Origin of the sequence: Streptomyces sp. BK208, from assembly GCF_004364245.1 — a bacterium.
In the GTDB taxonomy this organism is placed as follows: Bacteria; Actinomycetota; Actinomycetes; order Streptomycetales; family Streptomycetaceae; genus Streptomyces.
The window spans coordinates 68,446-85,138 of sequence record NZ_SOAV01000013.1; the positions used below are offsets into that span (position 1 = coordinate 68,446).

The 16,693-nt window shown below is 71.3% G+C and carries 16 protein-coding genes; 5 read left to right on the forward strand and 11 right to left on the reverse strand.

What is annotated here, in order from left to right:
- Positions 1 to 84 precede the first annotated feature (84 nt).
- The 3 genes from EV562_RS28125 to EV562_RS28135 form a co-directional block, all read right to left on the reverse strand.
- Positions 85 to 399, reverse strand: coding sequence for an STAS domain-containing protein (locus EV562_RS28125; RefSeq protein ID WP_133889668.1), 315 nt, complete (start codon positions 397 to 399; stop codon positions 85 to 87).
- Positions 399 to 4,376: a SpoIIE family protein phosphatase gene (locus tag EV562_RS28130; protein ID WP_243860236.1), complete on the reverse strand. Its 3,978-nt coding sequence runs from the start codon at positions 4,374 to 4,376 to the stop codon at positions 399 to 401. The genes EV562_RS28125 and EV562_RS28130 overlap by 1 nt, the downstream gene beginning before the upstream one ends.
- Before the next feature lie 351 nt (positions 4,377 to 4,727).
- A complete protein-coding gene (locus tag EV562_RS28135) occupies positions 4,728 to 6,473 on the reverse strand; it encodes a SpoIIE family protein phosphatase (RefSeq protein WP_133889669.1) in 1,746 nt (581 codons plus the stop codon).
- A 221-nt stretch (positions 6,474 to 6,694) separates the two neighbouring features.
- On the opposite strand from EV562_RS28135, the gene EV562_RS28140 reads away from it, so the two are divergent.
- From EV562_RS28140 to EV562_RS28150, 3 genes are read left to right on the forward strand one after another with little or no spacing between them, the layout of a single operon-like run.
- Positions 6,695 to 7,498 (forward strand): alpha/beta hydrolase, encoded by an 804-nt coding sequence (locus tag EV562_RS28140; protein ID WP_133889670.1) that lies wholly within the window; start codon positions 6,695 to 6,697, stop codon positions 7,496 to 7,498.
- Complete coding sequence (locus EV562_RS28145; RefSeq protein WP_133889671.1) at positions 7,498 to 8,784, forward strand: SpoIIE family protein phosphatase; 1,287 nt, start codon at positions 7,498 to 7,500, stop codon at positions 8,782 to 8,784. The genes EV562_RS28140 and EV562_RS28145 overlap by 1 nt, the downstream gene beginning before the upstream one ends.
- A complete protein-coding gene (locus EV562_RS28150) occupies positions 8,781 to 9,113 on the forward strand; it encodes an STAS domain-containing protein (RefSeq protein ID WP_133889672.1) in 333 nt (110 codons plus the stop codon). Before EV562_RS28145 ends, EV562_RS28150 begins: the two co-directional genes overlap by 4 nt.
- A 223-nt stretch (positions 9,114 to 9,336) precedes the next feature.
- On the opposite strand, the gene EV562_RS28160 is transcribed toward EV562_RS28150, so the two are convergent.
- The 4 genes from EV562_RS28160 to EV562_RS28175 form a co-directional block, all read right to left on the reverse strand.
- Complete coding sequence (locus EV562_RS28160; protein ID WP_166662037.1) at positions 9,337 to 9,702, reverse strand: helix-turn-helix domain-containing protein; 366 nt, start codon at positions 9,700 to 9,702, stop codon at positions 9,337 to 9,339.
- A 75-nt stretch (positions 9,703 to 9,777) separates the two neighbouring features.
- Positions 9,778 to 9,975, reverse strand: a complete 198-nt coding sequence (locus EV562_RS28165; RefSeq protein ID WP_133889674.1) for a hypothetical protein — start codon at positions 9,973 to 9,975, stop codon at positions 9,778 to 9,780.
- A gap of 53 nt (positions 9,976 to 10,028) precedes the next feature.
- Positions 10,029 to 10,583: a DUF6328 family protein gene (locus EV562_RS28170; protein WP_133889675.1), complete on the reverse strand. Its 555-nt coding sequence runs from the start codon at positions 10,581 to 10,583 to the stop codon at positions 10,029 to 10,031.
- 92 nt (positions 10,584 to 10,675) lie between these two features.
- A complete protein-coding gene (locus EV562_RS28175) occupies positions 10,676 to 11,047 on the reverse strand; it encodes a helix-turn-helix domain-containing protein (protein ID WP_133889676.1) in 372 nt (123 codons plus the stop codon).
- A 176-nt stretch (positions 11,048 to 11,223) separates the two neighbouring features.
- On the opposite strand from EV562_RS28175, the gene EV562_RS28180 reads away from it, so the two are divergent.
- Together EV562_RS28180 and EV562_RS28185 are read left to right on the forward strand one after the other, a co-directional pair.
- Positions 11,224 to 11,529 carry an STAS domain-containing protein gene (locus EV562_RS28180; RefSeq protein ID WP_243860208.1) on the forward strand — a complete coding sequence of 102 codons (306 nt, stop codon included), beginning with the start codon at positions 11,224 to 11,226 and terminating at the stop codon, positions 11,527 to 11,529.
- A 179-nt stretch (positions 11,530 to 11,708) separates the two neighbouring features.
- On the forward strand, positions 11,709 to 11,951 hold the full coding sequence (locus EV562_RS28185) for a DUF5133 domain-containing protein (RefSeq protein ID WP_133889678.1): 243 nt from the start codon (positions 11,709 to 11,711) through the stop codon (positions 11,949 to 11,951).
- Positions 11,952 to 12,138: 187 nt separating this feature from the next.
- Here the strand turns inward: EV562_RS28185 and EV562_RS28190 are convergent, their stop codons facing one another.
- The 4 genes from EV562_RS28190 to EV562_RS28205 form a co-directional block, all read right to left on the reverse strand.
- Positions 12,139 to 12,444 carry an STAS domain-containing protein gene (locus tag EV562_RS28190; protein WP_133889679.1) on the reverse strand — a complete coding sequence of 102 codons (306 nt, stop codon included), beginning with the start codon at positions 12,442 to 12,444 and terminating at the stop codon, positions 12,139 to 12,141.
- A 90-nt stretch (positions 12,445 to 12,534) separates the two neighbouring features.
- Entirely contained in the window at positions 12,535 to 13,641 is a 1,107-nt protein-coding gene (locus EV562_RS28195) for a cobalamin-dependent protein (protein ID WP_133889680.1), read from the reverse strand.
- The gene (locus tag EV562_RS28200) at positions 13,638 to 15,257 is read right to left on the reverse strand and encodes a PP2C family protein-serine/threonine phosphatase (protein ID WP_133889681.1); all 1,620 of its coding nucleotides are present in this window, start codon (positions 15,255 to 15,257) and stop codon (positions 13,638 to 13,640) included. The genes EV562_RS28195 and EV562_RS28200 overlap by 4 nt, the downstream gene beginning before the upstream one ends.
- A 242-nt stretch (positions 15,258 to 15,499) precedes the next feature.
- Complete coding sequence (locus tag EV562_RS28205) at positions 15,500 to 16,648, reverse strand: PP2C family protein-serine/threonine phosphatase (protein WP_243860209.1); 1,149 nt, start codon at positions 16,646 to 16,648, stop codon at positions 15,500 to 15,502.
- Between the last annotated feature and the right edge of the window lie 45 nt (positions 16,649 to 16,693).

The window sequence follows — 16,693 nt, forward strand, 5'->3', positions numbered from 1 at the left end:
GGCCCTGACGAACTGCTATTCGGGCAGCATACCGATGACCTGCCGGAAACCTCCGGTGCCGTCGACGGGCGGGGGCCGAGCGGCTCAATCGGGGGCCGGAGAGCCGCCGGGTTCCGGGCCGCGGACCGTGGCCATGTCGCCGAGCCCCGAGACCGTCAGGACCGGTTCCAGCAACGGGGGCGCGATCAGTTCGAGGCGGGCCGCGTGGGCGAACAGCACGCTCAGCCCCGCACTGTCCAGGTACTCGACCGAGGTCAGGTCGACCACGACCGGTCCCGGTGTCTCGTCCAGTGCCCTGGCGAGGACCCCACTGTTGCTCATGTCGATCTCACCGGCGGCGGTCAGCCGGGGACGGCCGTCGGAGTACCGGCCGGAGGTGATGGAGAGCGGAGTGGTCATCAGGCGATCCTCGTGTGCATGTCGACGACGGTGCCGGACGGGCCGGGAGTGATGGTGACATGTTGCATCAGGGCGCGCATCAGCTTGACCCCGCGGCCGCGGTGCGCGTTCTTCTCCGGACGGGGGGTCTTCCAGCGGCCGCTGTCGGCGACGGTCAGGCGCAGATCGTCGACGAGGGCCTCGGCCCGGAGGTGGATGGTCTCGCCGGGGGCGTCGCGGTGGCCGTGCTCGATGGCGTTGGCACACGCCTCTCCGACCGCGACCAGGACGTTCTGCACGGTGCGGGGCGGCAGGTCGCATCGGCCGAGCCAGGTGCGCAGGGCGTGCCGGACGGGGGCGAGACGGGACGACTCGGCAGGGAAGGACAACTCCAGCGGAGCGGGATGGCGGTACAGGAGCAGGGCCACGTCGTCGTCGAACCCGTCTTCGGGCGCCAGCCGGTACATCAGGTGCGCGGCGAGACCGTCCACGGCGGTGCCCCGTCCTTCCCGGACGGCTTCGCAGGCCTGCTCGATGCCCTCGGTGAGGGCGTGGCGGCGTCGTTCGACGAGGCCGTCCGTGTACAGCAGCAGGGTGGCGCGGGCGGGTACGGTGCACTCGCCCTCCGGCCGGGCCCGGCCCGGGCGGACGGCCAGCGGAGTGGAACGGCCTTCCTCCAGGAGCACGGTGGTGCCGTCGGCACGGGCGAGTATGCCGGGCGGATGCCCGGCGCTCGAGTAGACCAGACGTCCGCTCTGCGGATCGAGGACCCCGCAGAAGACGGTGGTGCACGGTGCGCCGGAGATGCCCGCGGCGAACGTGTCCAGCGCCGTCAGGGTCCGCCCGGGACTCCCGTCCTGCAGCAGCAGGGCCCGGCAGGCGCTGCGCAGTTGGCCCATGACCGTCGCCGCCTGCAGACCGCGTCCGACGCAGTCGCCGACCACGATGCCGATGCGGCCGTCGGGCAGGGACACGGTGTCGTACCAGTCACCGCCCACTTCGAGGGGCCGGGTCGCCGGCTCGTACCGGACGGCGAATCCGTCCGGCAGCCGGGAGGGCCCGAGGAAGGAGCGCTGCAGGGTGATCGCCGTCTCGCGCTGCTGGTCGATCTGGTGGGCCCGCGTCAGCCCCTGGGCGAGGTGACCGGCCAGCAGGGTCAGCAGCAACTGGTCCTCGTCGGTGAACGACCGGCTGCCGCCCAGGTCGACCCAGAGGGCCATGGTGCCTTCGGGATGCTCCAGGAGGATGCCGGCCCCGGTGCCGTCGGTCGTCGGGCTCAGCAGGGCCCCCGTACACAACTCGGCCAGCCACACGCGGCGCTCGGCGCTCAGCTCCTCCCACGACGAACCGTCGGTGGCGGTGAGCGAGGGAACGTCGCCGTGACCGAAGACCGCGGCCGTCGCGCACTCGGCGCGCCACAGGGTCCGCAGCTCGTTCAGGGCGGCGGTCAGCGCCTCGGACAGACTGGTGGCCCGGGACAGGCCGGTGGTCAGCGCGGCCACCGCCGTCTCGCGCTGCACCGCGTAGTGCTCGGCCGTCACGTCGCGGAACGTCCCCACGACGACGGTGCGCCCCGTGTCGGGATCCTGCGCCTGGGCGAAGGTGGCGGTGACCCACAGACGGTGCCCGTCCCGGTGGGTGACCGGAATCGTGTACGTGCCCCGGGAGTTGCCCATGAGCTGCCCGAAGGACTCGCCGACCAGCCGGTGTGCCTCGGGGTCGGTTGCGGCGTCCGGCCACCACGGGTGGGACGGCGGGTAGGGCAGGCCGTCGGCGCCGTAGCCGATGATGTCCGTGAACGCCGCGTTGATCTCGATGACGGCGCCGTCCTCGTCGCAGACGAAGAACGCCTCCTGGAGCGATTCCACGAGCGCGGTGCGCCAGCGCGCCTGGTGCCCGCGCAGCCGCGCCAGTTCGATGTTGGCCCGGACCCGGGCCAGCAGTTCGGCTGCGGCGAACGGCTTGACCAGGTAGTCGTCGGCACCGGCGTGCAGCCCCTCGACGGAGTCCTCCTGCCCGGCCCGCGCGGACAGGAGCAGCACCGGGACCGACGCGGTGCGCGGGTCGGCGCGCAGCGCGCCGACGAGTTGCAGACCGTCGAGACGCGGCATCATCACGTCGCTGATGACCAGGTCGGGTGCGTCCGAGCGGACGGCCTCCAGCGCCTCACCACCGTCGGTCACCTCCTCGACCCCGTACCCGTCGGCGGTCAGCAGCCGGGCGAGGTACTGCCGCATGTCGGCGTTGTCGTCGGCCACCAGTACACGCGCCGGTGCGGCCGGCGACACCTGAGGGGTGCCGGCCCCGGCCGGAGCGGCCGGGTACGAGCCGGACAGAGCCTCCGGGGCTTCCGCGGGCAGCCAGCGCAACGCCTCCTCCAGGTACGGATCCGCCGCGGCGGACACCCTGGAGCCGGCCGCCCCGGTGACGATCGACTCGGCCGGGAGGTGGGCGGTGCCGAAGGGGAGGCGGACAAGGAAACGGGTGCCCTCGCCCTCGGTGCTGTGGGCGGTGATCGTGCCGCCGTGCAGCGAGACCAGCTCCCACACCAGTGCCAGGCCGATTCCGCTGCCCTCGTTGGAACGCGACCGCACCTTCTCGATCCGGTGGAACCGCTCGAACAGCCGCGGCAGTTCGGCTTCCGGCACCCCGATCCCGGTGTCGGCGACCGTGACGACCGCCTGGCCGTCCTCCGCCCCGACGCCGATGCGCACGGAGCCGTCGAAGGTGAACTTCAGCGCGTTGCTGAGGAGGTTCAGCACCACCTTCTCCCACATGCCGCGGTCGATGTACACCGGTTCGGGCAGGGGGGCGCAGTCGACGTGGAAGGCAAGTCCGGCCCGGTCGAACGCGGACCGGAAGAGACTGGCCAGCTCGGTGGTTGCCGCGGCCAGGTCGACCGGCTCGTAGGCGGCCTGCATCCGGCCCGCCTCGATCCGGGAGAAGTCCAGCAGCGTGTTCACCAGCCTGCCCAGCCGCATCCCGTTGCGGTGGATCACCTCCACCTCCTCCCGCAGGCGGGCGTCGGCGTCCGCCAGCCGGCCCCGCAGTTCCTCCGCGGGGCCCATGATCAGGGTGAGCGGGGTGCGGAACTCGTGACTGATGTTGGAGAAGAACGTGGTCTTGGCCCGGTCCAGCTCGGCCAGCTCCTCCGCACGCCTGAGCTGCGCCCGATAACTGCGGGCGGAGGCGATGCCGGTGGCGAGGTGCCCGGCGGTCAGGGCGATGAACCCGCGGTAGTGGTCGTCCAGTGCGCGGTACCGGTTCAGACCCGCCACCAGGAAGCCGTACGGCATGTCTCCCTGCCGCAGCAGCGGGACGACGAGGGCCTGGGTGGGCGGCCTCTCCCAGTCGCCGCACGGCAGGTCGGAGAAGGGGGCTCCGTCCAGCTCGACCACCACGGACTCGGCACGGGCCAGACTCGCCGCGGGCCACACGGTGTCGGAATCGGCGAGGTCCAGCCAGGCGGGAGCGGCGGGATGCGTTCCGGTGACGCCGGTGGTGGCCACCAGCCTGGCCACTGCGCCGTCCTCGAAGAGGTAGGTCAGGGTGAAGGGCAGGTCCCGCCGGTTGCGGTCGAGCTGCCGGGCCGCGAAGGCCAGCATCTCGTCCTCCGTGCGGACCAGGTTCGGCTCGGAACCGAGGTCGCGCAGCGTCGCCATGCGGCGCTCGCCGAGGACCCGCTCCGTCTCCTCGCTGACCACGCACAGCATGCCGACCACCGCGCCGTCGTCGTCGCGCAGCGGGCTGTAGGAGAACGTGTGGTAGCTCTCCTCCGGGTAGCCGGAACGCTCCAGGAACAGGAGCAGTGCCTCGTCCCAGGTGGCCGAGCCGCTGCTGAGCACGGTGTCGATCCGCGGGCCGATGTCGTGCCAGATCTCCGCCCAGACCTCGCTCGCCGGCCGGCCCAGCGCCCAGGGGTACTTCTGGCCGAGCGTGTCACGACGGTAGGCGGCGTTGCAGAAGAACGTCAGGTCCGGTCCCCACGCCATCCACATCGCGAAGCGCGACGACAGCAGGATGCTGACCGCCGTCCGCAGACTCTGCGGCCAGCCGGACGGCGGCCCCAGCGGCGTCGACGCCCAGGCCACCGCCGCGAGGTCACGGCCCACCTCCGGGTCCGCCCCGAACACGGCGTGCCCGGCCGCCGTCGGGGTCCCGTGCTCAGTGCCCTCGGGTCGTACCACGCGACACCCTCCCATCCATGTCCGGCCGTCCCGCACCGCGGTGCGACTCAAGGCTTCCACCCCATCGGTCACGGCGATGACGGAGGCGAGGCCATCGTCGCAGACGGCTGTCCGCGATCGACCGGGACCTCGTCTTCCCGCCCCCGTCCGGCGCCGTGGGCGTCACTCCCGGGACCTGGGCGGTGTGCGCACGGCGAGCATGGCGACGTCGTCGTCGTTGTCGTCCGGCCGCACTCCGTCCAGCAGGGCGTCGCAGAACCGGGGGAGCGGACGGCGGGCGAGGGACGCCGCGTGCCGGCGCAGCCGGTCCAGCCCGCGGTCGATGGAACGGTGCGGAGACTCGACGAGGCCGTCGGTGTACAGCAGCAGCGTCGCCTGGGGCGGCAGAACCGTGACCATGTCGGGGCGCGGCCGGTCCGCCCCGGTGCCGAGGAGGATGCCGTGGGCGTCGTCCAGATAGCGGGCCTGGCCGTCATGGGTGACGAGCAGGGGCGGCGGATGGCCCGCGTTGGTCCACCGCAGGAGCCACAGACCGTCCTCACCGCGCGAGATCCTGCCGAGGATCATCGTCACCATGGGGACCTCGACGATGTGCATCACGGCCTCGTCGAGCTGCTTGACCACGGCACTGGGGTCGGCGGAGGGCTGGGACCAGGCGAAGGCGCGCAGCATGTTGCGTACCTGCGCCATGCCGGCCGCGGCGTCGAGATCGTGGCCGACGACATCACCGATGGCCAGCGCGTGGGAGCCGGGGGACAGGGTGAACGCGTCGTACCAGTCTCCGCCCACGGACGAGGCGTGCGGCGCGGGGAGGTACCTGGTCATCATCTCGAGCCCGGGCACGCTGGGGAGCTGGGGCAGCAGATGGCGCTGCATGGTCTCGGCGACCTTGCGCTGGCGCTGGTACAGGCGGGCGTTGTCCAGGGCGAGACCCGTGCGGCGGGTCAGGTCCTCCAGCAGCGGCAGGTCCCCCGCGGTGAACGGGGCAGGACGCTGGGAGCGGCCCAGGGTCAGGGCGCCGAGTACGTCCCGCAGACCCCGGATGGGCGCGATGATCGCCGAGTGCATGCCCGTCGCGGTGAAGAGACGGCGCTGTTCGACGGCGATCCCCGAGTCGGGCTCGCCCTGGTAGGTGGAGGGACCGGCGAGTGAGGAGGCGGCACCGCGCAGAGCCCTGGACAGCGGCATGGGGGACTCTTCCGGGACCGGCGGCATGGGACCTTGCAGATCCTCCCGCGCGATCAGGACGCCGTCCTTGTGCTCCATCACCAGCGTGCGCGTCACCTCGTCACGTTCGGTGAGCAGGTCGAACACCGCCCAGTCCGCCAGCCGGGGGACAGTCAGGGCCACCATCCGGTGCAGCGCCTCGTCCACGTCCAGCGTCGACGTGAGCCGCGTGGTCGTCTCCGCCAGCAGGGCCAGCCGCTCCAGTTCCGTCAGGGGAGCGGTGTCCTCTCCATCGTTCTTGGCGAGTTCCACCTTGGGCTGCTCGTACAGGAGCACGAGCCCGCCCGGCGCCCCGGCGTCGAGTGCGAAGGGCGTGACGAACCAGGAGAGCGGGGCGAGGGAGCCGTCCCCCAGGACGAACCACCCGGAGTCGCCGTGCTCCGTGCAGCCTTCGAGCAGCGCCTTCCTCAGCGGGCAGCGGGTGCGGGGCATGGTGTGTCCGTGGTCGTCCCGGTGCAGCAGGTCGTGGAAGTCCTCCCCGACGAGCTCCACGAGGCTCCTGCCCAGCAGCCCCAGAGCCGCGTCATTGGCCGCGACGATGGCGCCGTCGTCGTCCAGCACGATGGCCGACGCCCTCATGGCGTCCAGCGGGATGCGGAACAGGGCATCGGGCCGCGGCCGGTTCCTGGGCACGGTGTAGTCGTCTTGCGTCCGGCCGTCGCGCCGCCGAGGACCGTCCATGACGGCATGCTGTCAGGGCATGCGGTGCCGTCGCAACAGGCGCCGGGGAGCGAGGCGCGCTCCGGAGGCGTCCTCCGGCACCGCGAGGCCTGCGGCGGCGCCGGTCCGTCACCGTTGTCCGCACTTCTCTCCCTATGCGCCTGGTGTGAAGAAGGTGGGCGGGACGGGAGATGATCCGCCCTCCTCGACGTGCGGTCGCCACGACCTGCGACAGTGGAGTGATGAACATCGAGCGCAGGAACAACGTCAGGGTCACCGGCAACCCGCTCGGGCGCACGGTGGTGCTGGCCCACGGATTCGGTTGTGACCAGAACATGTGGCGGCTGACGGTGCCGGCCCTCGTCGAGGACTATCGGGTGGTCCTGTTCGACTACGTGGGGTCGGGCCGCTCCGACCTGTCCGCGTTCACGGCGGACCGCTACTCCTCCCTGGAGGGGTACGCGCGCGACGTGGCGGAGGTCTGTGAAGCACTGGACCTGCGCGACGCGGTGTTCGTGGGCCACTCGGTGAGCGCGATGATCGGTGTGATGGCGGCCGGACTGGCCCCGTCGCGGATCGGTGCCCTGGTGATGGTCGCGCCGTCCCCGCGCTACATCGACGACGAGGGTTACCGGGGCGGGTTCAGCGCCGAGGACATCGAGGAGCTGCTGGCCTCCCTGGAGTCGAACTACCTGGGGTGGTCGGCGACGATGGCGCCGGTCATCATGGGCAACGCCGACCGGCCGGAACTGGGCGAAGAGCTGAAGAACAGCTTCTGCGCCACCGACCCGGACATGGCGCGCGTCTTCGCCCGGACCACGTTCATGTCGGATTCGCGGGACGACCTGAAGGGCGTGAGCGTGCCGACCCTGGTGCTGGAGTGCACGCAGGACGTCATCGCACCGCGGGAGGTGGGCGCCTTCGTGCACGGTGCCGTCCGGGGCTCGTCCCTGGTCACGCTGGACGCCACGGGACACTGCCCGCAGCTGTCCGCGCCCGAGGCCACCAACGCCGCGATCCTCGACTTCCTGGCGCGTGTGAAGTGATGTGCCGCACAGGGCAGCAACCCGAACCCTTCGAATCCGACAGCGGAGGGACGTCGGGAGAGGTCTTCGCCTCGCTGCTGGAGGACAGCGCCGACGACCTCTACGAGAGCGCGCCCTGTGGGTACCTGTCCACCCTGATGGACGGCACGATCGCCAAGATCAACAGCACGCTGCTGGGCTGGCTGGGCCTGGATCGGCAGAGTGTGGTGGGCCGGATGCGCTTCACCGACCTGCTGACCGTGGGCGGCAAGCTCTACCACGAGACGCACTTCGCGCCGCTGCTGCGGATGCAGGGCGAGATCGGCGGTATCGCCCTGGAACTGAAGGGTGCCGACGGCAGCCGCATACCCGTGCTCGTCTCCTCCGCCGTCAAGCGCGGCACGACCGGCGAGCCCCTGCTGATCCGGACCACCGTGTTCGACGCGCGGGACCGCCGGGCCTACGAGGAGGAACTGCTGCGGGCCCGGAAGGCGGCGGAGGAGGCGCGCGAACAGGCAGAGGCGGACCGGGCCCGGCTCCAGGACGCCCTGGCCGTGCTCCAGCAGTCACTGCTTCCCGCCAGCCTGCCGTCCGTACCGGGGATGGAGTCGGCGGTGCACTACCGCACGGCCTCTCCCGATCGTCTCGGAGGCGACTTCTACGACCTCTTTCCGAGCGACGGCGAGAGCTTCGCCTTCTTCCTCGGCGACGTCTGCGGGAAGGGACCCCAGGCCGCGGCAGTCACCTCGCTGACCCGCTACACCCTGCGTGCGGCCGCCCTGCACGATCCGGATCCCGTCGCCGCCCTGACCACCCTCAACAAGGTGCTCAACGAGCGGTACAACGGTGGGGACCCGCGCTACTGCACGGTCGTCTTCGGTCTCCTGGAGCCGGACCCGGAGGCCGGCACGGTCACCGTCCGCCTGGCCTCCGGCGGACACCCCTCCGCCCTGGTCCTCCGCGCCGACGGCACGGCCGAGTTCCTGCCGACGCCGGGCGGGCTGCTCGTCGGCGTCCTGCCCACGGCTTCCTTCACCGCAGCCACCACCGTCCTCGGCCCCGGGGACACCCTCCTGCTGTACACCGACGGTCTGACCGAGGCGCGGACCGGCGAGGACCGCACCAGCCTGTACGGCGAGGAGGCCCTGCTCGACTTCGCCGCCGGCCACGCCGGTGAGCCGCCGCACGCCGTGATCAAGGCGCTGACCGACCTGCTGGACGGCTTCGGGGACGGCCTCGACGACGACACGGCCCTGCTCGCCCTCGGTGTCCCCGCCGCCGGCCGCGAGGGTGACGACGCCGCATGAGCCAGCTGGAGATCATCACGCGAGAGGCCGCCCCCGGGCCCGTTCTGGAACTGCTCGGCGACCTCGACTACGACACCGCCGGCCGACTGCGGGCACTGCTCGCGACGCTTGCCCTGCGGCAGGGCAGCCGCCTGGTCCTGGACCTGGGGGGAGTGACGTTCTGCGACTCCAGCGGCATCACGGCGCTGATCGTCGCCCGCAACCACGCACTGGCCGCCCAGGCAGAGGTCGCGCTCGCCGACGTCCCCGACCACATCATGCGCGTGCTGCGCATCGTCGGCCTGGACCAGATCTTCCCCATCGAGCCCGGCAGCGCCGCCGCCATGTGACCCCGGTCAGAGCGTGGCGCCCCGTGACGGGAGCGCCGCGCTGCCCCTAGGGGGTGTCGTTTGGATCTTGCCGCGGTCGCGGGGTCCGGCACGCGTATCTGCGGCGTTGTCGTCACTCGCCGACGCTCCGCGTCGACTCCCTCCTCCGCCTTGCAGCTGCACGCACCAGACCCCCCGCTCGGGTCGACGACAGGGACCGCCGGCCTGATCCGAACGACACCCCCTAGCGCGCGCCGCTCGTCTCCGCGTGGCGGGAGAGGGTGGCGCCGTGCGACGGCCGTCCGCGATCGGTCTCGTCCTGTACGAGCAGGGACAGGAGCGAGGCCACGGTCAGGCCGGCTTCGGCGGGGTGGCGCAGCACCCTGTCCGGCTGGATGCGGTAGGTGTTGGTGCGGCCGTCGCGGGTGTGGGAGAGGTATCCGTCCTGTTCCAGGTCGGAGATGATCCGCTGGACGGCGCGCTCGGTGAGCCGGCAGTGGGCGGCGATGTCGCGGATCCGGATGTTCGGATTGTCGGCGATGGCCGCCAGCACGCGGGCGTGGTTGGTGACGAACGTCCATCCGAAGTGAGAATCACGTACCTCTGCCATGTACGGCATTCTACTAATCATCCCAGTGGGAAAATAGCCGGTCCTCCGCGATGCCGGCAGGACCGGCTCCGCGTCTCAGGCGGCCCGCATGCGCCCGCGTCCACCGCGGCGCTGTCGCGGGCGCCGGGGGACCTGCGCTTCGTCGAGAGCGAGGTCCTCGCCGGCCTCGGGATCACAGGCGGGGGCCATGAAGAGGTTCTGCCACTGCGGCTTGGCGGGAGGCATCCCGCCGTCGGCCTGCTCTCCGCGGTGGACCTGGGGGTGGTGCTGCATTCCTTGTTCCTTACTTCGCTGCTTCTTCGTGCTTGCGCTGCGCGCGGTTCCCGTCAACGGGCCGCACGGCGGGCGGACCGGTGGCGAAGCCACAGGGGCAGGGCGTACCAGGACAGCGCGAACCAGACCATCACGCCGCCGACGAGCAGTTTCGCCATGAACCCCGGCACCACGACGTGCAGGATCAGGAGCAGGGTGCAGCCGATGGTCACGGCCATCAGGAGCATCCCGCACATCATCAGCCGGTGTGCCACCTCGACCATCTCGTCCTTCATCCGCTGCCCCGAGAGGAAGCGGTGGATGGAGACCGGGGCGATCAGGCACGCGGTGGCCGTGGCGCCGGAGACGACGGTGGTGACGTAGACGGCGTGGTCGAAGGTGTCCAGGTCGTGGAAGAGGGGGGTGAAGGCGACGCTGAGCAGGAAGCCGAAGAGGATCTGGACTCCTGTCTGAGCGACGCGCGTCTCCTGCATGATCTCGTTCCAGCGGCGGTTGACCCGCTCGCGCGGCGTCTCCGGTGCTTCGTCCGCGGCCGTACCGCCGTGTCCTTCGCACGCGCAGCATCCGTCGGCCCTTGCCTCCGGTGTCTCGATCGACTCCGTCGTCATGTTCGTGTTCCCCCTCCCTTTGTGGACCGTTCATCTGCCCGTTGAAGCCGGTCGCATGCCGGACGCGGCGACGATGGCCGGGAAAGAGGTGCCTACCGCCCGTCCGTCGCCTTGTCGCCGGTGCCGGTCTTCCACGCCGGTCTGCTCGTGGACCCTCCGCGGTCGGTCTCGTCCTGTACGAGCAGGGACAGGAGCGAGGCCACGGTCAGGCCGGCTTCGGCGGGGTGGCGCAGCACCCTGTCCGGCTGGATGCGGTAGGTGTTGGTGCGGCCGTCGCGGGTGTGGGACAGGTATCCGTCGTCTTCGAGGTCGGAGATGATCCGCTGGACGGCGCGCTCGGTGAGCCGGCAGTGGGCGGCGATGTCGCGGATCCGGATGTTCGGATTGTCCGCGATGGCCGCCAGCACGCGGGCGTGATTGGTGACGAACGTCCATCCGGGGCGAGCTTCGGGCACTTCAACCATGCACGCATTCTACGGACCGTCTTTGCGTGAACCCTGCTACATGACATACTTTTCGTGTAACGGATAACAGGACCTGTGTAGCGCGGGAGGGACCCGAAGTGTCTTTGCATGAGGCGGTCACTGGGTGCACGGACGCTGCCGACGCGGGCCGGACACAGGACCTCGGCCAGGCTGCGGTGACGCAGTACGAGTGGGGCGGCGTCTGTGTCGTCGGTGCGAGCGGCTCGTACGATCTGTACTCGATCACCCCACTGTCGGAAGCCTTGGACGCGGCGGTGAGGGAGTACTCGAAGGTGGTGCTGGACGCCTCCGGCATCACCTTCGCCGACTCGACCCTCCTGAATCTGCTGATCCTCACCCAGCGATCCGTCGACCTCCGAGTGGCCGCGCCGACGCAGCAGTTGCGCCGCCTGCTCGACATCACCGGGGTCGACACGGTCCTCAAGGTGCGGGAGACGGTGCAGGAGGCCGTTACGTGTTGAGTCCCGCGGTCGTGACCGGGAGATCGGATTAGACCTTTCGGAGCGGGGCATTCGGGATTCTGTTCGACGCGGTCCCGCCCGAGTCGCGGGAGCCGCGGAATCGACGGAGACAGTCACCGCCTCGCGGTGCGGCGGCAGGCCGCCGCGCAGGCGGGATTCACCAGGGGAGAGGTAACACGATGATCCTTCCGGCGGAGAAGGAACTGCGTGCGGTGCTGGCCCGGTTCGCCCACGCGCGCATGGAGCACGACGTGTGTCCCACCGGCCACACCAGCAGGGCACTCGAGGACGCCACCTACACGCTGTGTGTGATCACCGGAGCCCGCACCGCCGAGGACGCCCTGGTCACCGCGGACGCCCTGCTCGAGCGGTACACCGACCGTACGAGCGTCTCCCAGGACGAGGAAACGCTGGCCGCCTAGTCGCCGCGCGGGAGAACGGAGAGTTGGGCGTCACCCCACAGGTCACGCTCGGCTTTCGCTCCCCTCGGCGCCCGGTCGGCGGAGCGTGGAGGGTGTCCGGAACCGGGGCGGCGTCGCCGTCGTTGTCGAGCGCGGTCGGTCCGGGCGTCCGGTCGCCGAACGCACCCGCGGTGCGACCGGCCCCCGTTCACCGACCCTGCGTGTCGGCCGCCGCTGTCGGCTTCTGTGTGGCGTGCAAGTGCTCGTAGGTGCCGGTGAGTTCGAGCAGCCGCCGGAGCGCCGGGCCGATGTTGTCCAGGTGGAAGCCGATGCCGTCCTGGCCGGCCGTGCGGTGGATCTGCAGAAGCGTGGACAGCCCCATGGAGTCGACCGTTTCGAGCTCCCGGCAGTCGAGGCGCAGATGCTCCGTGCCCTCGTGCTCCCGCAGGGCCCGTCGCACCCGGTCGAGCAGGTCCTCACAGGTGTCGTAGTCCAAGTCACCGGTGAGAGCCATGCGTACGGTGTGCGGCGGGCAGGAGGTCGGCGACGGAACGTCGGATTCCGAGTCCGGAGTCGTAGTCACGGTGGTGTCCAGGGTCACGGGTCAGAGGCGGGCGGTGAGGGTGCTGCGTCCGGCGTCGATGAAGTCACGGGCGCGCGGGAAGTCGCGCAGCTGCTCCTCCAGCAGGTCGAGGGCGGGCGCGAGGGCGCGCGCGGGTACTCCTCGGGCGGTTAGGACGTCGGCGGTCCAGGCGATGAACTCGGTGAATATCTGGGGGGCGTCGACGTAGAGGGACGCGGTCAGGAAGTCGACGATGTGGGCCAGGTCCTCGGCGGTGCGTTCGCGCTGTTCGTCGGTGTAGTCGCGCATGAACGCGGAGCGCTCGCGCAGGGCGTGGAAGGTGTCGCGTACCAGTCGGGCGGAGGAGCGGGCGACCATGGTGTACTCCTGGTCGCCCAGGTGGGGCAGGTCGTCGATCACCTGGTGGGCCGGTGACGGCCTCGGGAGTGGGCCGGCGGCGAGCCTGTCTGCGGCCGCCCGCGCATCGGGTGCCCAGGCGTCCGCGCCCAGCAGGTGGGCGTAGCGGCCGTCGGCGCCGAAGGCGAGACCGCCCGTCATGACGGGTGCCCCGGCGGCCTGGACTGCGGTGATCGCGCGGTGGGCGAGCGGGAGACGGGTGGCCAGGGAACTGGACAGGCACACCGCGTCCGGACCGGTGCGGTGGATGTGGCCGATGAGATGCGCCGTGGGCACCTGCGCGCCGAGGTAGTCGACCTGCCACCCCCGCAGGCGCAGGGTCTCCGCCACCAGACGCGCCGGCAGCGCGTGCCACTCCTGGTCCACGCAGGCGACCACGATCCGACCGTGCGGTGTGCCGGTGCGGCGCACGGGCAGGACCGCGATCGCGCGGTCGTTGATGGCCGTGGCGGCGTGCTCGCCGGCCACGCTCAGGCGGTTGGCGGCCCATTCCACGCCCACCCTGCGCTGGACGGCCCCGATGACGTCCAGCAGCACCGTCTCGGGTTCCAGGCCCGCGCCGAGGGCGTCGTCGACGACGTCGAGGGCCGCGTAGCTGTCCCCGGCGAGCACGGTGGACCAGAGCCGGTCCACCCAGGGCGCGGCCTGCGCGTCGCGGTGGGGCGTGGTGGGGCGGGCGTCGACGCCGTGCTCGCCGGTTCGCTCGCCGACGTCGGTGATGCGGAGGGTCATGCCGTGTACCTTCCCCGCGTCGTCCCGTCCACCGCACTGAGATGGGAGCCGCGAGGAGCGGTGATGGCCATGACGGCGATGTCGTCGTGGCGTCCGTCACCGAGCCACTGCGAGGTGACCATCTGGATCCGCTCGACGACGGCCTCGGCAGGCATGCCGACGCACTCGGCCGCGGCGCTCTTGAGGCGCTGGTCGCCGAAGAGGGTGTCACCCAGCGGCCCGCCTCTGGCTTCGGTGACTCCGTCGGTGAACAGCAGGCACGTGTCGCCCGGCGCGAGCCGCACGTGCGCGGTGTGGGCGCTGATGGCGGGCAGCACGCCGATCAGGCTTCCGTGGGTGTCGACCTCCTCCACGGTCCCGTTGCCGCGCAGGACGAGCGGTGGGGGATGGCCCGCGGCGGTGAGGCGGAGGACCACGTCGCGTTCCTCGCGGCGGACCGAGGCCAGCACGAGGGTCGCGAAGCGGGTGTGGTGGCTGGTGCGCATCGCGTTGTTCAGCAGCCGCAGCATCCTCGTGTGGTCGTCGGCCATGGGGAGCAGGGCCTGCAGCGTGTTGCGGATCTTGCCGGTGAGCACGGCGGCTTCCAGCCCCTTGCCCGCCACGTCCCCGAGGACGGCGAGGGTCTCGGGAAGGTCCTCGCCGGGCGGGTGGACGTCGTAGAAGTCACCGCCGACGCGTTCCGTGTCCTTGCTCGGCCGGTAGCCGCCCGCGAAGTCCACCCCCTCAAGCTGCCGCAGGGTGGGCGGCAGCAGTTCCCGCATGAGGGTGTCGGAGATCATGTTCTGCTCGGCGTAGAGACGGGCGGCCGACATGGCCGCGCCGGCCCGGGCGGCGAAGAGCCTGGCCAGCATCTCGTCCCCGTCGGTGAAGGCCGCCTCCTTGCCGCGGCGCAGAAGCACCAGCGCGCCCGCCGACACGCCGTGGCCAGGCAGCGGGGTGACCGCCAGGGAGCCGACCTCTCCGAAGCCCTCGGGGACCAGCCACCGGGGCGCGGACGCGGGGTCTATCCACTGCGCGGGCACCGGCGGGAAACCGCGCAGGGCCTCGGTGAGACCGGGCACCGTGTCCGGGGACTCCACGACGGTGCGCCGGGAGACCTCGCCCCGGTGGTCGCAGAACACCAGCGGCAGCTTGCCGGTCGTGGTGGGGGAGACGACCAGCGCCGCGTCCGCCAGGTGCTGGGTGGACAGACGCGCCGTGACCTCCATGCAGCGGTCCAGATTCAGTGAGGACAGCAGCGCGGTGGACGCCTCGTTGAGGAACTGGGTCCGCGCCCGTTCCGCCTCCAGCTCCGTGCGGAGCGACTGGCGCTCCGTCTCGTCGACCAGCCACCACGCGGTCCGGTCCCCGGCCGCCGCCGACGGATGCGCGGAGAAGAACCGGTCACCGACCGGACCCCGCACGGACTCGGCCAGGGGGGCTCCGCTCGCTGCGGCGAGCCAGGCGGGGGACCGCAGCCGCCGCCCGTAACGGGCGGCAGGCAGGAGGCCGGAGGCCGCGGCATTGAGTTCCACGACGTGCCCGTCTGCGCCTATGACCACCACCGGGTACGGGGCGGTGGCGGCGCTCACCGTGCTGGCAGCACCGGTGCGGGGGCGGGCGGGGGTAGAAGTCATGCAACGGGGCCCCTACGCGTGGACCCTCACCTCACTCAGCGAAGAAAACAGATGTCTAACGACAACAGTCCCGTAGTGCGGTGGTTTCGTGCAACCACCGCAGTCACCCACATCCGTCACACCCGGCCGGGCGAGGGCGGAAAACCCTGGATTTCGCGGGGATTCCGGGCTGCCCGCACGACGGCGAACCCGCTCAGACCTTCACGATCCGTCCACACTACGCGGGAAGGGCCGGCGGTGGGTCAGCGTCCCAGCCAGTCCAGGCAGACCACCAGGGCGTCGTCGACCGAGGACGACGGGCCGCGATGGCCGGACAGTTCACGCAGGACGGCACGCGGGACCTCCGCGGAGGGAAGCAGGCGGGTGGCCTGGATGGCGCGGCTCAGCGCGGCGTCGCCGTACGCCTCCCCCTCGGGCGAAGCCACTCCGTAGACGCCGTCGCTGACGAAGACGAGCCGGTCACCGGGCTCGGCCCGCATCTCCTGGTGCACGTAGTCGGTCTCCTCGAACATCCCCAGCGGCAGCTGCGCCTCCAACTCGACGCGCTCGACGACACCGTCGCGCAGCCGCAGCAGCCGAGGTGAGCCGGCGTCCACGACGGACACACGCCCGGTGGCCAGCTCGAAGTCCAGCATCAGCACCGACAGGTAGCAGCGGCCCCGGTAGTGCGCGTACACGGCCTGGTCCGCGAGGGCGGCCTGGTCGGCCAGGGAGAGGCCGGCCCGGCGGGCGTTGCGCAGCGCGCTGATGGCCAGATTGGTCAGCAACGAGGCTTCTGTGCCCTCGCCCATGCCGTTGGTGACGTACAGCATCAGGCGGTCCGCGGTGGCGGACCAGTCGAAGTTGTCGCCGAAGATCGCGTAGGCGGGCTCCAGCTGGGCGCCCAGCTCGTACTCCGGCCGCACGCAGGAGCGGCCGGGCAGCAGCTGCCACTGCATCTCCGCGGCCAGCGTCAACCGGTCCCGGCGCCGCGCCTGCATGTACACGTCGGTCTCGCGCTCCGCCACGACGACCTCGTGTGCGAGCACCTGGGCGACGTCGGCCAGTTCGGCCAGGGCCCCTTCGGCCTGTTCGCCGTCGAGCAGCGTCACCGACAGCACGCCGAGCCGGTCACCGCGCACCGTGACCGGAAGATGCTGGCGCACCAGGCCGTCGGGCAGCGCCTCGACGTGCGGTTCCTGGGTGGCGAAGGCGCGGCCCGCGGCACTGTCGTGCACGGGGACCGGTTCGGTGGTGTGCGGCAGCACGGACACCGGCTGCAGCACGGTCAGGCCGTAGTCGGCCATGAACAGGTCGACCGACCGGGCCGCGTACTGCTCCGTCAGCACGTCGCGGACGGCGTCGAGCAATTCATGGGGCGCCGCCGTACGCAGAGCGCGTTCAGCGGCCACGAATCTGTTCACGAGGAAGAACACCAATCTCTTGCCGGGCCCCGT